This window comes from Kitasatospora sp. NPDC002522 (genome assembly GCF_053595195.1).
Genome location: NZ_JBSFXE010000020.1, coordinates 125,492 through 138,565 on the forward strand (window position 1 = coordinate 125,492; position 13,074 = coordinate 138,565).

A 13,074-nucleotide genomic window follows, 5' to 3' on the forward strand; every position below is an offset into this window, starting at 1 on the left:
CGCCACGCCGCTCACGACGCAACGGTGGCGAGGGGCTCATTGGTCGTCAGCCGGTGTGCCTCGCCGTCGAGGTGGAGGATCCGTCGGGCGCGGGCGGCGGAACCCGTGCGGTGGGCGATCACGATGAGCGTGCCGGGGCGGGCCCGGAAGGCTCGTTCCGCCCGCTCCTCGGCGGCCGGGTCGAGGTGGGCCGTGGCCTCGTCGAGGATGACGACCGGTGCGGGTGAGAGGTAGGTGCGGACGAGTGCCAGGAGTTGGCGTTCCCCGCTGGAGAGGTCGGCCGGATCGCCCACCTGCGCGTCGAGGCCGCCGAGCCGGGTGAGCAGGGGCTGGAGCCCGACGCACTCGGCGGCGTGGAGGACGGCGGCGTCCTCGGCGAGCGGGGCGAGGTAGCGGAGGTTGTCCCGGACCGTTCCGGGGAACACGTACGCCTCCTGGGGGACCAGGACGACCAGGCGGCACCGGGTCTCCTCCGGCAGCGCGGTGACCCGGCGACCGGCGAACGCGACGGCGCCGGACGTCGGTTCGTGGAGGCCGGCGAGCAGGGCGGCGAGGGTGGACTTCCCGATGCCGCTGGCTCCGGTGATCACCAGGTGGTCGCCGAACGGGACGGTGAGGCTCAGGTCGTGCAGCACCGGCTCGGCGCCGACGCCGTAGGCGAAGCACAACCGGTCGACGGTCAGGTCCGGCATCGGCACGGACTCGGCAGGGCTCCCGAGCGGCGACCCGTCCGGCCCCGGGCGGGCGGGCGCCGACCGTTCCGGCGCGACCTCGCCGAGGCGGTGCAGCAGCACACCCAGCTGGCTCCAGTAGCCGCCGACCGTGCCGGTCATCAGCTGCAGCGCCGGAACGACGGACCCCGCCACGTAGACGGCCGCGCCGATCAGGGCGCCGACGGTGATCGGGTGACCGTCCGTCAGGCGCGGGCCGAGCAGCAGGCCCAGCAGCGGGACGTACCCGCCGAGCAGCACCACGGGGATGCGCAGGGTGACGGCGCGTCCGACGCGCAGCAGGGAGTTGCGGGCCCGGTCCGACTCCGCCTCGACCAGCGCCGCCGCGTGCTCCTCGGCCCCGAGCGAGGTGACGTCGCGGGCGGCGGCGAGGACCGCCCCGACCTGGCGCGCCACCTCCTCCGCGGCGAGGAGGGCGTCCCGGCGCAGCGCGGTCAGCCGGCGCATGGACCAGGCGAAGAGGGCCACCGCCGCGGTGAGCGGGACCAGCACCAGGACGGCCAGCAGCGGGTCGAGCCCGGCCAGTCCGACCAGCGCCGCGAGGAGGGTGACCGCCAGCGGGCGCGCCGTGCGCAGCAGGGACGCGATCAGGCCGCGGGCGGAGTCGATCTGGCCGCTGAGCCGGGACACGCTCGCCGTGCCCGGGTCGCGGCCCAGCTCGGTCGCCTGGCGCAGGGTGTTGTGGACGACCCGACGGGTGAGGTGGTCGCGCAGCGGTTCGACGACTGCGGCCATCGGGTCGAACATGGCGCGCTCGGCGCAGGCACGGACCAGGTACAGCAGGGCGAGGACGCCCAGCCAGGCCAGTCCGGTGCCGGTGCGGTGGGCCAGGAAGCCGTGGTCGAGGGCGGCGGCGGTCACCCAGCCGGAGGCGAGTGCGGGGGCCGCCTCGACCGCGGACAGCCCGGCGATCCGCAGCAGTGGTCGCCGGCTCCCGTGCAGGCCGTCGGCGAGCAGCGCCGCCGCGGTCGGTGTCAGGCCCAGGCGCGGCGTCCTCCTGAACCACGGTGCGGCGGCGGCCGGTTCGGCTGCCGCGCCGGTCAGCGGTCGGCTGTGCATCGCTGCTCCTTGCCGGGGAGGTCGTCGTCGGTGGGTTCGGCGGCGGTGGGTTCGGCGGCGGTGGGTTCGGCAGCGGGCGCGAAGACGGCCCGGTAGGCGGGGTCCGCCCGGAGCACGGCGTGCGGGGCGAAGCCGCGGATGCGTCCGTCGTGCAGCCAGGCCACCAGGTCGCAGCGGGCGGCGGTGGTGGCGCGGTGGGTGACGATCAGTCGGGTGCTGCCGCCGAGCCGTTCGGTGACGGCCTCGCTGACCAGGGTCTCGGTCACCGTGTCCAGCCCTGAGGTGGCGTCGTCCAGCACGTGCAGCAGGGCCGGGCGGGCCAGGGCACGGGCCAGCCCGATGCGCTGGAGCTGTCCCCCCGACATCGGCGCGAGGCTCGGCGGGGTGTCGTAGCCGGCGGGCAGGCGGCGCACGAACGGGTCGGCCTGCGCGGCGCGGGCGGCGGACTCGACGGCGTGGCGCGGGAGTTCGGGACGTCCGAAGGCGATCGCCTCGTGCAGGGTGCCGCCGGGCAGCGCGGGGCGCTCGAAGGCGTAGGCGACGGCGTCGTGCAGGGTACGCAGGTCCAGCTCCCGGACGGGCACCCCGCCGAGCAGCACCTCCCCCTCGTCCGGGTCGGCCAGCCGGCCCGGCAGCGCGGCCAGCAGGCTCTTGCCGGATCCGGTCGCGCCCACCACGGCCACTGACGCTCCGTCGGGGACGTCCAGGTCGAGCCGGTCCAGCACGGCGGTGCCGGAGCGGCGGACGGTGACGCCGCGCAGCGACAGCGCCCCGCTCGGCGGCGGCGTGCGCAGCGGCCCGCCCTCGACGACGGGCCGGTCCAGGACCTCGCCGAGCCGGGACGCGCCGGCCCGGGCGCTCGCCAGACCCAGGAACACGTCCACCTGGTCGAGCAGGCCGGAGGCCAGGGTCAGGTAGCCGGTGACGGCCAGCAGGCTGCCGGGGCTGATGCGTCCGGCGACCAGGTCCAGCCCCGCGGTGGCCAGGACCAGGACCTGGGTCAGCGGCATCAGCAGCCCGATCTTCCACACCACGTCCCGCTGGACGCGCCAGATCGCGTGTCCCGCGGCGGACAGGTCCGGCAGCGGGGCGACCACGCGTTCCGTCTCGACGGCCAGGGTGCCGACCGCGCGGATGGTGCGGGCCCCGGCGAGCGCGTTCACCAGCAGGGTCGCCATGCCGGTCTGGGCGGCCAGGTAGCGGGCCTCGGCGTCGCCGGCCTCGGTGATGAACCTGCGCGCCACCAGCGCGGTGAGCGGGAACAGCACGGTGAAGACCAGGCCGGCCCGCCAGTCCACCGTCCAGAGCGCGACCAGCGCCACGGCCGAGCCGGCGGACGCGACGGCTGATTCGGTCGCCTGGGCGGGGAGGGTGGCCGCCTGGGGCGCGGCCTGGACCACCTGTGTCACCGCCTCCCCGACCGGGAACGGCGATCGCGGCCCGAGGCCGAGCAGCCGACGGACCGTCAGCATCCGTATCCAGGCGGTGCCGTGCGCACCCGCCGAGACCGAGAGCCGCACCGTGGCGGTCTCGCCGATCGCGCCGGCGGCCAGCACGGCGGCCAGGGCGGCGACCGGCCGGACGGTGTCGCCGTGCCGCAGCACCGCGTCCACGGCCCGGGCCAGCAGGACCGGGAGGGCCAGCCCCGCGGCCACCTGCGTACCGAGTGCGGCGGTGAGCAGGATCAGTCGCGTGCGCAGGCGGATCGCGGTGGCGACCAGCAGTCGGCCACCGGGGGTGGCTGGCATGGAACCTCCGGGAGGAGAAAGGGGGCGTGGGCGCGGTGCCGGAGCCGGGTCGCTCCGGCACCGCGGTACCGCTACGGCGTCAGACGCCCGTCGAGTGGCAGGTGGACCGGCAGCTGACGGAGCAGCTCAAGCCGCAGTTCCCGGCCAGCTCCTCGTCGGCGGGGAGTTCCTGCAGGGCGTCCAGGTCGAGCTCCATGTACGGCACCTCTTTCGGTGTGTGGGTCGGACTGGTGGCGGGCTGTCAGAACCCGGTGACGGTGCAGGTCGCCGGACAGGTGCCGGAGCAGCTCCGGCCGCAGTAGCCGGTCTGCTCCTCCTGCGCGGGCAGTTCCTGCAGCGCGTCGAGGTCGAGTTCCATGCGAGGTCCTTTCTGGTGTGGGTTGTCCTTGCGGGCGCCGGTCACGGGTCGGTGATCGTGCAGGTGGCCGGGCAGACCGTCGGGTAGCAGCTCTTGGTGCAAGCGCCGGTGGTCTGCGTCTCCTGCGGCGCGAGCTGCTGCAGGGCGTCGAGGTCGAAGTCCATGGGTGATCACCTCCTCTCACGGGATCGGTGGCGCGGGCTGAAGGGCTGTCAGACGGTGCTCACCGGGCAGGTGGACGGGCACACCGTCACCTGGCAGCTCCGGCCGCAGCTCCAGGCACAGGCGGCAGCCGCCTGCTCCTCCTGCGAGGCAAGCTCCTGCAGGGCGTCGAGGTCGAACTCCATGAATGATCACCTCCTCTCACGGACCGTGATCTGACGGACCGTCACCTACCGGCTCACTGGTTGCCGGTGGCCAGGCAGGTCGCCGGGCAGGACCCGCCGCAGCTGACGCCGCAGCTGAAGCGGCAGCCGATGCCGGCCTGGTCCTCCTCGGCGGGCAGCTCCTGAAGCGCGTTGAGGTCGAATTCCATGGGTGATCACCTCCTCTCACGGACTGGCACACGGGCCGAACGGATCACTGGCCGTAGAGGGTCGTGGACGTCAACGCGGAGCAGGCGGAGAACCTGCAGCTCGCCTTGCACGTACCTGCAGCCAGCTCCTCCTCGGGGGGAAGCTCCTGCAGGGCTTCCAGGTCGAACTCCATGAACGGTCACCTCCTCTCGTGCGCGGGTACACCGGCGGGGTCGGCGGCCGGCTCGCCGTCGATGAGGAACCGGGTCACCAGGGCGGCGATCGGGTCCTGGACGGAGGAACCGAGGGCGGCGTGGCCGCGGTCGGGGGGTTCGAGATACCGGAAGTCCGTGCCCTCGCGGCGGCCGAGGTCGGCCAACTGGCGTGCCAGGGAGCGGGAATGCTCCACCGGCGTGGACTCGTCGCGGGCCCCGTGGACCAGCAGCAGCCGGGCCCGCAGGTCGGCGGCGAACCGGGTCACGTCACGCGGCCCGAGGGCGTCGGTCGCCTCGGTGAGCCCGTCGAGGCGCTCCACCATGCCGCGCACTGTGGCGAAGCCCTCGGCGTGCAGCCGGGGTCCGGACAGGAACGGGGCGACGGCCACGCAGCCGGACCACAGGTCCGGTCGGGTGCCGGCGGCCAGCAGCGCCAGGTAGCCGCCGTAGCTGATGCCGAGCACGGCGGGGCGCTGCAGTCCCGCCGCGCGGTGGTCCCGGACGTGGGCCGCGACGGCCGACACGTCGGCGAGGTCGGGCACGCCCCAGGCTCCGACGAGCGCGAGCGTGTGCGCCGCCCCGTAGCCGGTGCTGCCGCGCTGGTTGGGTGCCACGACCGCGATGCCGGCCGCCGCGAGGAGTTGGAACAGCGGGTTGAAGCCGAGCGTCCAGTGGCTGGTGGGGCCGCCGTGCAGGGCCACCACGACGCGCGGGCTGGTGCGCCAGTCCGGTCCGTGGACCACGGCCTCGACCGGCCCCTCCGCCCCGGGGAAGGTCTCCACCCGGCCGGGCAGCCAGGGCTCCACCGGCGCGGCGGGGAGCCGCAGTTCCGGCGAGCCCGGTGGCAGCCAGGCCATGGTCCGGGGCCGCCGGGGGTCGGAGTGCGGGAGCCAGAGCCCCGCGGGGGTCCAGGCCGCGAGCGGGAGGAGTTCGCCTTCCGGCACCGCGATCCGGTGCACCGCCCCGGACTCGGTGTCCCAGCAGCTGAGCAGCGAGTGGGCGCCGACGGTCTCCAGGACCGCGACGAACGTCCCGGTCGGGTCCAGCGCCAGCGGGTAGACGGTCCCCCGTGGCGGAGTGTCCGGGTCGAACGGGCGGATGCTGCCGTCGGCGAGGTCCGCCCGGGCGAGCGACGATCCCTGCGGCCCCCGCCGGGCGAGCAGCACCTGGTGCTCGGTGCCGGCCAGCACGCGGGAGGCGTCGTCGGGGAACGGCACCGGGACGGTGGTCCCGTCGCGGGGATCGACCAGCAGGCGCACCCGGCCGGACGCCGGTTCCAGGGTGAACAGGACCCGCGGGCCGCAGACCGTCACGTCCCGGACCGGCCCCGGCAGCCGGACCAGCTCCTGCAGCCACGGGGTTCCGGTGGTCACCCGGTACAGCGCCGTCTCCTCGTCCGCCGCACCCCCGCCGCGGCTCGACCAGGCCAGTGCCAGGCCGGGTGCTCCCTCCGGCAGGCCCAGCAGGGCGAGCGGTGCGTGCTGCGTGCTGCCCACGGCGCTGAGCCGCCCGTCGTCGTGCAGCAGGCTCAGGGTCTGGGTGTCCTCGGGGCCGTGCCGGGAGACCAGCAGGCGTTCGCCGTCCAGCGGGAGGACCATCGTGTAGGTGAGGTCGCCCGTCAGCTCGGCGGAGAAGTCCAGGACCGGCCCGTTCTCCCGCAGGCTCCAGCTCTCGGCGTACTGCCGGCCGGACTCGGTGGTGGCCAGGCAGGCGGCCCGGGTGCCGGAGGCGGAGAACCGGAAGCTGATCCGCGCCGTCACCGTGGTGTCATCGATGCGCCCCCGCCAGGGAGTTGTCACCGCGTCACCAACTGCATCGAGCACCGGGCCCCGTCGACGGCCTGCTCCGAGGCCCCGTCGACCATCCAGGGCCTGACCCCGCCGTGCGCCAGCCGCAGCAGGAAGCCGACGGCGCCGCTCAGCCCGACGTTGTAGTCGACGGCCACGCCCTGCGAGGACTCGTCGGGGATCACCAGGCGTCCGCCGCGGATGCCGTGGCGCAGCGCCATCGCGCAGGCCAGTTCCTCGGCCCACTCGCGGTACGGGCCGCCGACGGCGTCGGCGAGGTCGAGCAGGAACTCGCCGTTGCCGGCCAGGCCGTGACAGGCCGCGGTGCCCGAGTACCACCGGGCCCGGCGGACCGCCTGCGCGGCCTCCTCCGTCAGCTGCAGGTACTCGGCGTCACCGGTGGCCTGCCACAGCCGCAGCAGGAAGGTCCCCACGCCGGAGGCGCCGCTGCACCAGTGGGTGCGCATGCCCGTGCCGGGCTCGTCGGCGCGGTCGTTGCGCCAGTGCGCGCCCGACGGTTCGCGCTCGGCCTCGGCGACCAGGGTCCTCCCGGCGGCCACCGCGGCCGCCAGGTACCGCTCGTCGCCCGTGGCCTGCGCGATCGCCAGCAGGGTGTACCCGACTCCGGCCACGCCGTGCGCGAACCCGAGGTGGGAGATGCCCGCCAGGAGCGAGTCGACGCTGGCGGGGACGGGCCAGTAGACCTGGCCGTCGCTGTGCTCGGCGGCTGCCAGCAGCGCCTCGCCGCCCTTGGTCGCCCGCTCCAGGAACTCGCCGCGGCCGGTGCCCCGCCACAGGTGGAGCTGGGTCAGGACGGACCCCGCGACGCCGTGGCAGACGTCCGGGTTGGGCCACTCCACCGGCACCGCGAGGGCCAGGTCGACCGCCTGCCGCTCGAGTTCCGCGTCACCGAGGTGGCGGGCCGCGTCGAAGAGCGCCCAGGCGGTGCCGGAGCGCCCGAAGTAAAGGCCGGGCAGCAGCCGGGGGATCGCGTCGCGCCGCCGAGCGGTCCAGTCCGCCGCCCGGACGACGGCCGCGCGCAGGTCGTCCCGGTGCAGGTGGCGGTCGGCGAGGGTGAGCACGCCCAGGACGCCGGCCGAGCCGTGCTGGACGTTGCAGGGGTCGGTGCCGTCGCCGAAGTCGGTGCTCGGCCACAGCCGGCGGGCGTCGTCACCGGGGGCGGCCATGGTCGCCAGCAGGTGGGCGAGACCGTCGTCGGTGAAGCGCTGCCGGTCGGCGTCGGACAGCCGGTCCGCGGCTGCGGTGTCTCCGCCGGCCGGGACGACGGCCGCCGGGACGGTGCAGGTGGCGAGGAACTCCCGGAGCCGGTCGAGCGACCAGCGCTGCTCGGGGTCGTCGGCGGTCAGGCCGCGCACCGCCGGTGCCACCATCCGCGCCGCGGGGTAGTGCACGCCGGCCGCGTGCAGGACCGCGGCGAGGCGCTCGTGCACGGAGAGCGGCTTCGGGCCGTCCTTCCCGAACATCGGCGCCGTCCCCACCGCGAGGAAGGCCAGCACCGTTCCCAGCGAGTACAGGTCGGCCGTCTGCTGCGGCACCCAGCCCTCGCCGGGGTTGCGCACGACCTCCAGGGCGGCGAAGCCGAGCGTGTGACCCCGGACGCCCCACTCGCCGGGGACGCGTGCCATCTCCGGGTCGATCAGCTTCAGCTCGCCGTCCGGGGTCACCATGATGTTGAGCGGGGTGAAGTCCTGGAACACCAGCCCGCGCGCGTGGACCTCGGCCAGCAGCCCGGTCAGCTTCCGCGCCATGTCCAGCAGCCGCGCCGGTTCCAGTCCGCCCCGCCAGTCGCCGTCCGCCAACTGCTCGTCGAGCCACTGGGCCAGGGTCACCCCGGGGACGAGGGACTCCACCAGGAAGGTGTGGCCGTTGAGGTCGAAGAGGTCGACCGGCTCGGCGGTGATCCCGGCCAGGGTGCTCAGGGCCTGCCACTCGCTGCGCAGGCCGCTGCGGCAGTCCTCGCCGTTCAGCCGCCCGCCCACGTGCGCGCGGGCCTGCTTGACGATCACCTCCGCGCCGGTCCGGTGGTCCAGCGCCCGGTACACGCCGCCGCGGGCGGAGTGCCGGATCGCCTGGCGCACCTCGAAGCGGTCGGCGAGCAGCGCGCCGGGCTTGGACGCCTTCGGCGGGCTGGGGTACGGGAGTTCCGCCCAGGACGGCGGGCAGAACCACGGCTTGCGGCGGTCCTCGACCGGGGTCCCGTCCGGATCGGCGACCCGGATCTCGAACACCCCGTCGTCGGTGAGCACCGGAACGCCCCGGAACGCGCCGAACCGGTAGTGCACCAGGCTGCCGGGCCGCAGCGGCCGGTCGTTCAGGATGGCCGGCCCGGGAAGCCCCGCCGTGGCCTCGTCGAGCGCCGTGGCGAGCTCGCGGAACTCGTCCTCGTCGGACGGGTAGACGGCGATGATCTTCCCGCACTGGGCCCGGTCGTACCGCTCGCCGGTCATCTCCTCGACCATCCTGATGCTGCGGGAGAACTTGAACGCGACCCCGCGCGGGACCAGGACGTGCGCGACCCGGTGCAGCACCTCCGGAGCGGACAGCCGCGTCGCGGAGACGTGGAGCTTCCACCCCTGTACCCGGTCGACCCCGCCGTCGCCGGCCGGTGTCACCCGGCACCAGACCTCGTCCTCGGTGAACGACCAGCCGTCCAGCCCGCGCTCGGCGAGAACCGACTCCACCACCCACTGCAAGCGAAAGTCATGCACGTGACTACCCCATCCGACGATCCGCCGCTCGGCAGCGACCTTGACGGCCAATCTGGCAGCGGACCGGGGGGACCAGCATGAGGGTGCGACCCTCGTTTCTCCCGCGCCGCCGGCAGTTGCGTAAGGGGCTGGCGTAGTTCAACGGACGCTGCCTGGGCGGGACATGACTGACGATCAGCTCCACGGGGCCTCAGCACGTCAGAGGGGATGCCTATGAGGGAACAGAACCCGCCGCCGACCGGCCGGGCGCACGAGATGTCACTCCTCCGGTCGGCCGTCACCGCATGCGCCGACGGAGCGTCCACCGTCCTCGAGATCACCGGCGACCCCGGCCTGGGGAAGTCCACCCTGCTCGCCGAGCTCGAACGGCTGGCCCGGGCCGAGGGGTTGACCGTCCTCTGCGACCGCTCCTCGGCCTTCGAACGGCAACGCCCGCTCCTGCTGGACCTGCTCCGGACCGCCGCGCAGGAGCACCCCGGACGGCACGGGCCGCGCCCGGACCTCGCCCGACTGCTCGCGGACGCCGACCGCGGCCGCGGCGTCCTGCTCTGCCTGGACGACCTGCACTGGGCCGGTGAGGCCACGCTCGGCCTGCTCCACGACCTGCTGCGACGAGCGCCCGGCACCGCGTTGATCCTGGCCTGCGGTCACCGGCCACGGCAGTCCCCGGCCCGACTCCTGGCCGCGCTCCAGCACCCGGCGGCGCCCTACCGGGTCCTCCGCGTCCCGCTCGCGCCGCTGGACCGGGAAGCCTGCGAAACCCTGCTCGGCCCCGGGTACACCTCCGACGACCGGGACCGGCTCTGCACGGCCGGCCAGGGCAACCCGTTCTACCTGAGCCTGCTGGGCGACCTGGCCCGGAACGCCGCCGCCGGTCTGCCGGAGGCCGTCCGGGCGGCCCTGATCCGGGAGACCGCCGTGCTCTCCGCCGACGAACTCGCGGTGCTGCGCGCCGCGTCCGTGCTCGGCGACCCCTTCGACCCGCTGCTCCTCGCGGCGGTGGCCGACCTCCCCGACCAGCGCGCGCTGGACGCCCTCGACGGCCTGTCCGCACTCGACCTCGTCCGGTCCGCGGACCCCGCGGGAGCACCGTCGGACGTGCACCGGCTGCTGCGCTCACGCCATCCCGTCCTGCGCGAGGCGGTGGCCGGGGACACCCCGCCGGGCTGGGCCCTGGCCGCGCACCGCCGCGCCGACCTGGCCCTGCGCGACAGCGGCGCCGGGCCGGTGGAACGCGCCCCCCATGTCGCGCGCTCGGCGCGCCCCGGGGACCGCGAGGCCCTCGCGGTGCTGGTCGAGGCGGCTGCGTCGACCCTCCACCTCTCCCCCGCCACCGCGGCCACCTGGCTGCGCGCCGCGCTGCGCCTGTCCGCCACCGACCGCTCCGGCGAGGTGGCCCCGCTCCGACGCGGCATGCTGCTGGGGCTGGCCGAAGCCGTCGCGATGACCGGCGACCTGGCCGGGTGCCGCGACAGCCTCGGTCAGGCCCTCGACCTGGTGCCACCCGACCGACCCGAGCTGCGGGTGCCCCTGGTGGCAGCCGGGTCGGCCGTCGAACGCACCCTCACCCCGCGGTCGAACGGCCCCGCCCTGGAACGCGAACTGGCCCGCTGGCCGCAGCACGACCCCCGCGCCGACCCGCTCCGGCTGCAACTCGCCATCGTGCGCACGGCGCAGGGCAGGTACGACGAGGCCGCGGGCCTCCTCGACACGCTCCGGGCAAGCCGTTCCGACCGCAGGACCCGGACCGCCGTCGCCGCCTGCCGCGCCCTGGGCGCCGCGTACCGCGGCTGCCGGGAACCCTCCCGAACGCACGCGGTCGAAGCGGCAGCCGCGTTCGCCTCCATGAAGGACGGGGAACTGGCCGCCTGCCTCGACGGGGCCGCCCAGTTGGGCTGGGCCGAAGCACTGTCCGAACGCCACCACGACGCCCTGCGCCACACCACCCGCGCCGTCGCGATCGCCCGCCGGACCGGGCAGACCCACCTGCTGCCCCACCTGCTGCTGTGCCAGTCCTACGCGCAGCAGGCGACCGGCGAACTGGCGGGCAGCGCCGCCGCGGCCGGAAGCGCCGAGGAGACGGCACGTCAGCTCGCCCTGCCCCACCTCGCGGCCTTCGCCCTGACCCTGCGGGCCGCGGCGACCGCCCTGCAGACCGGCCCCACCTCGGCGGCCGAAACCGTCGAGCAGGCGCTTCGCGCCGTCGACCGTCGCGGACGGCTCTGGGAGGCGTCCGCCGGCATGCTGGCCGCGCTGCGCCTGGAGCAGGGCCGACCCGACGACTGCCTGGACCTCATCCGCGCCGTCGTCGAACCGGGCCGCCCGGTGCCCCTGCCCGCCCTGCGGGCCATGTGGTGCTGTACCGCCGCCCGGGCCGAGGCGGCCCGGGGCGACCATGCCGCGGCCCGGGACTGGGCCACGGCCGCCGCCGAGGCGGCCGACACCGTGGACCTGCCCGGCCAGCGCGGATACGCCGCACTCGCCCTGGCCTCGGTGCGGAGCGACGACCCCGACACCGCCGCCGAACTCTGTCGATCCGCAGCCGACCTCTTCGCCTCCGCGGGCCTCTCCCCCGCCGAGGCCCGAGCCCGCCTGCTGCTCGGCCGCAGCCTCGCCGACGGTCACCGGCTCGACGAGGCCGCACTCGCCGTCGGTCGGGCGAAACAGCTCGCCGACGCCTGCGGGGCCGCCCACCTCGGCATCCTCGCCGTCAACGCCCAGCGCCGGATCGGCGGTCACCGCCCCCGCCCCGGCCGCCACGCCCCCGCCCACCCCGCCCTGTCCGAACAGGAGCACCGCATCGCCGAGCTCGTCGCCCGCGGCCGGAGCAACCGCGCCATCGCCGCCGAACTCTTCATCTCCGTCAAGACCGTCGAAGGACACCTGACCCGCATCTTCCGCAAGCTCCACGTCACGTCGCGGTCCGACCTGATCATCGCCCTCGGCATCCTGGAGGCCGCCTGAGCACCCATCACCACGGCTGCTGCGTAGGGGATTTCCGTGAACTTACGGATGCCTCCCGGCCGCACGACCGGAAGGATCACCGCAAGCGAGGAACATCACCGCTGTGCTCTGAAGAACAGCACAATCACGAACAATGTGGAGGTCCCGCATGGGCCTGGCCGAACGCCGCAGCGTCGAGCGGTTCAAGAACGACGACTACCCGGGCTGGAAGTCGCGGATCGACGAGGCGGCAGGCTTCGAGGTGCCGATCGAGGTGGAGTGGCAGGAACTGGCCGTCCCCGACTACGCCGACAGCTACGCCGACTACTTCCCCCAGGTGTACTTCCAGCCGCTGGTGGACGCGCTGAGCGTGGTCGGGGCCGACGACATGGGCAAGGAGGCGCTCCGCGAGGGGATCTCCAAGGTCGTCATCCGGAACACCGGTGAGTACTTCAGCCCGGCCGGGATCTCCTTCACCGACGGCGTGCTGACGTTCGACCACAAGTCGGACACCAACACCCACCACGGCGAGGAGCGCGCGAAGCGCCTCCAGGAGGCCCTCGAAGCCGGGCTCTGAGCTGCAGCCCTGCATCTGCTGTGAATGGGGGGAGCCCCGGCCGTTGTGTGGTCGGGGCTCCTGTGTGCTGGGTGGGTCAGTGTTGGAGGGTGAGGAGGCCGGGGCGCCAGGGGAGTTGGTCGTAGGGGCCGCCGGCGGTGGGGTTCTTGCCCTGGTAGAGGAGTTGGAGGTTGCAGGGGTCGATGGTCATGGTCTGGTCGGGGTTGTTGCGGACGAGGTCGCCGTGGCTGATGTCGTTGGTCCAGGTGGCGCCGCTGTTGGCCTTGCCGGCGAAGGGGTTGTTCTCGTTGGCGGCCTGCGGGGTCCACGACCCGTTGAGGCTGGTGGCGGTGAAGGAGCGGAAGTAGCGGCCGTTGGCGCCCTGGGCTTCGACGATCATGAGGTACTGGTTCTGGTCCTTGACCTTGTAGAC

Annotated in this window: 13 protein-coding genes; 2 read left to right on the plus strand and 11 right to left on the minus strand. The window is 74.6% G+C overall.

Annotated elements, in window-relative coordinates; all coding sequences use genetic code 11:
* Positions 1-11: 11 nt before the first annotated feature.
* The 10 genes from ACWD4U_RS18975 to lanL all read right to left on the minus strand — a co-directional run bounded on the left by ACWD4U_RS18975 (position 12) and on the right by lanL (position 9,118).
* A complete protein-coding gene (locus tag ACWD4U_RS18975) occupies positions 12-1,790 on the minus strand; it encodes an ABC transporter ATP-binding protein (protein ID WP_363454683.1) in 1,779 nt (592 codons plus the stop codon).
* On the minus strand, positions 1,772-3,538 hold the full coding sequence (locus ACWD4U_RS18980; protein ID WP_363454681.1) for an ABC transporter ATP-binding protein: 1,767 nt from the start codon (positions 3,536-3,538) through the stop codon (positions 1,772-1,774). The genes ACWD4U_RS18975 and ACWD4U_RS18980 overlap by 19 nt, the downstream gene beginning before the upstream one ends.
* A gap of 79 nt (positions 3,539-3,617) precedes the next feature.
* The gene (locus ACWD4U_RS18985; RefSeq protein ID WP_363454679.1) at positions 3,618-3,734 is read right to left on the minus strand and encodes an ALQxL family class IV lanthipeptide; all 117 of its coding nucleotides are present in this window, start codon (positions 3,732-3,734) and stop codon (positions 3,618-3,620) included.
* Positions 3,735-3,779: 45 nt separating this feature from the next.
* Positions 3,780-3,896, minus strand: a complete 117-nt coding sequence (locus ACWD4U_RS18990) for an ALQxL family class IV lanthipeptide (protein WP_363454677.1) — start codon at positions 3,894-3,896, stop codon at positions 3,780-3,782.
* 41 nt (positions 3,897-3,937) lie between these two features.
* Complete coding sequence (locus ACWD4U_RS18995; protein WP_363454675.1) at positions 3,938-4,060, minus strand: ALQxL family class IV lanthipeptide; 123 nt, start codon at positions 4,058-4,060, stop codon at positions 3,938-3,940.
* A 48-nt stretch (positions 4,061-4,108) separates the two neighbouring features.
* Positions 4,109-4,243, minus strand: coding sequence for an ALQxL family class IV lanthipeptide (locus ACWD4U_RS19000; protein WP_363454673.1), 135 nt, complete (start codon positions 4,241-4,243; stop codon positions 4,109-4,111).
* A 53-nt stretch (positions 4,244-4,296) separates the two neighbouring features.
* The gene (locus tag ACWD4U_RS19005; RefSeq protein ID WP_363454671.1) at positions 4,297-4,431 is read right to left on the minus strand and encodes an ALQxL family class IV lanthipeptide; all 135 of its coding nucleotides are present in this window, start codon (positions 4,429-4,431) and stop codon (positions 4,297-4,299) included.
* 44 nt (positions 4,432-4,475) lie between these two features.
* A complete protein-coding gene (locus tag ACWD4U_RS19010; protein ID WP_363454669.1) occupies positions 4,476-4,604 on the minus strand; it encodes an ALQxL family class IV lanthipeptide in 129 nt (42 codons plus the stop codon).
* Positions 4,605-4,610: 6 nt separating this feature from the next.
* Complete coding sequence (locus ACWD4U_RS19015; protein WP_449787236.1) at positions 4,611-6,386, minus strand: alpha/beta hydrolase family protein; 1,776 nt, start codon at positions 6,384-6,386, stop codon at positions 4,611-4,613.
* 35 nt (positions 6,387-6,421) lie between these two features.
* Positions 6,422-9,118 carry a class IV lanthionine synthetase LanL gene (gene lanL, locus ACWD4U_RS19020; RefSeq protein ID WP_363454665.1) on the minus strand — a complete coding sequence of 899 codons (2,697 nt, stop codon included), beginning with the start codon at positions 9,116-9,118 and terminating at the stop codon, positions 6,422-6,424.
* A gap of 237 nt (positions 9,119-9,355) precedes the next feature.
* Here lanL and ACWD4U_RS19025 point away from each other — a divergent pair, with 237 nt between their 5' ends.
* Entirely contained in the window at positions 9,356-12,106 is a 2,751-nt protein-coding gene (locus ACWD4U_RS19025; protein WP_363454663.1) for a LuxR C-terminal-related transcriptional regulator, read from the plus strand.
* Positions 12,107-12,254: 148 nt separating this feature from the next.
* Entirely contained in the window at positions 12,255-12,662 is a 408-nt protein-coding gene (locus tag ACWD4U_RS19030) for a hypothetical protein (RefSeq protein ID WP_363454661.1), read from the plus strand.
* 76 nt (positions 12,663-12,738) lie between these two features.
* Here ACWD4U_RS19030 and ACWD4U_RS19035 read toward each other — a convergent pair.
* Positions 12,739-13,074: non-reducing end alpha-L-arabinofuranosidase family hydrolase (locus tag ACWD4U_RS19035; RefSeq protein WP_449787237.1), on the minus strand; the 336-nt coding region annotated here is incomplete at its 5' end.

Excerpts from the sequence above, each read along its gene's own strand:
- ACWD4U_RS19000 (WP_363454673.1), bottom strand. The coding sequence starts at position 4,243 with ATGGAGTTCGACCTCGACGCCCTGCAGGAGCTTGCCTCGCAGGAGGAG.
- ACWD4U_RS18995 (WP_363454675.1), bottom strand. The coding sequence starts at position 4,060 with ATGGACTTCGACCTCGACGCCCTGCAGCAGCTCGCGCCGCAGGAGACG.
- ACWD4U_RS18980 (WP_363454681.1), bottom strand. The coding sequence starts at position 3,538 with ATGCCAGCCACCCCCGGTGGCCGACTGCTGGTCGCCACCGCGATCCGC.
- ACWD4U_RS19030 (WP_363454661.1), top strand. The coding sequence starts at position 12,255 with ATGGGCCTGGCCGAACGCCGCAGCGTCGAGCGGTTCAAGAACGACGAC.
- ACWD4U_RS19025 (WP_363454663.1), top strand. The coding sequence starts at position 9,356 with ATGAGGGAACAGAACCCGCCGCCGACCGGCCGGGCGCACGAGATGTCA.
- ACWD4U_RS18985 (WP_363454679.1), bottom strand. The coding sequence starts at position 3,734 with ATGGAGCTCGACCTGGACGCCCTGCAGGAACTCCCCGCCGACGAGGAG.
- ACWD4U_RS19005 (WP_363454671.1), bottom strand. The coding sequence starts at position 4,431 with ATGGAATTCGACCTCAACGCGCTTCAGGAGCTGCCCGCCGAGGAGGAC.
- ACWD4U_RS19010 (WP_363454669.1), bottom strand. The coding sequence starts at position 4,604 with ATGGAGTTCGACCTGGAAGCCCTGCAGGAGCTTCCCCCCGAGGAGGAG.
- ACWD4U_RS18975 (WP_363454683.1), bottom strand. The coding sequence starts at position 1,790 with ATGCACAGCCGACCGCTGACCGGCGCGGCAGCCGAACCGGCCGCCGCC.
- ACWD4U_RS18990 (WP_363454677.1), bottom strand. The coding sequence starts at position 3,896 with ATGGAACTCGACCTCGACGCGCTGCAGGAACTGCCCGCGCAGGAGGAG.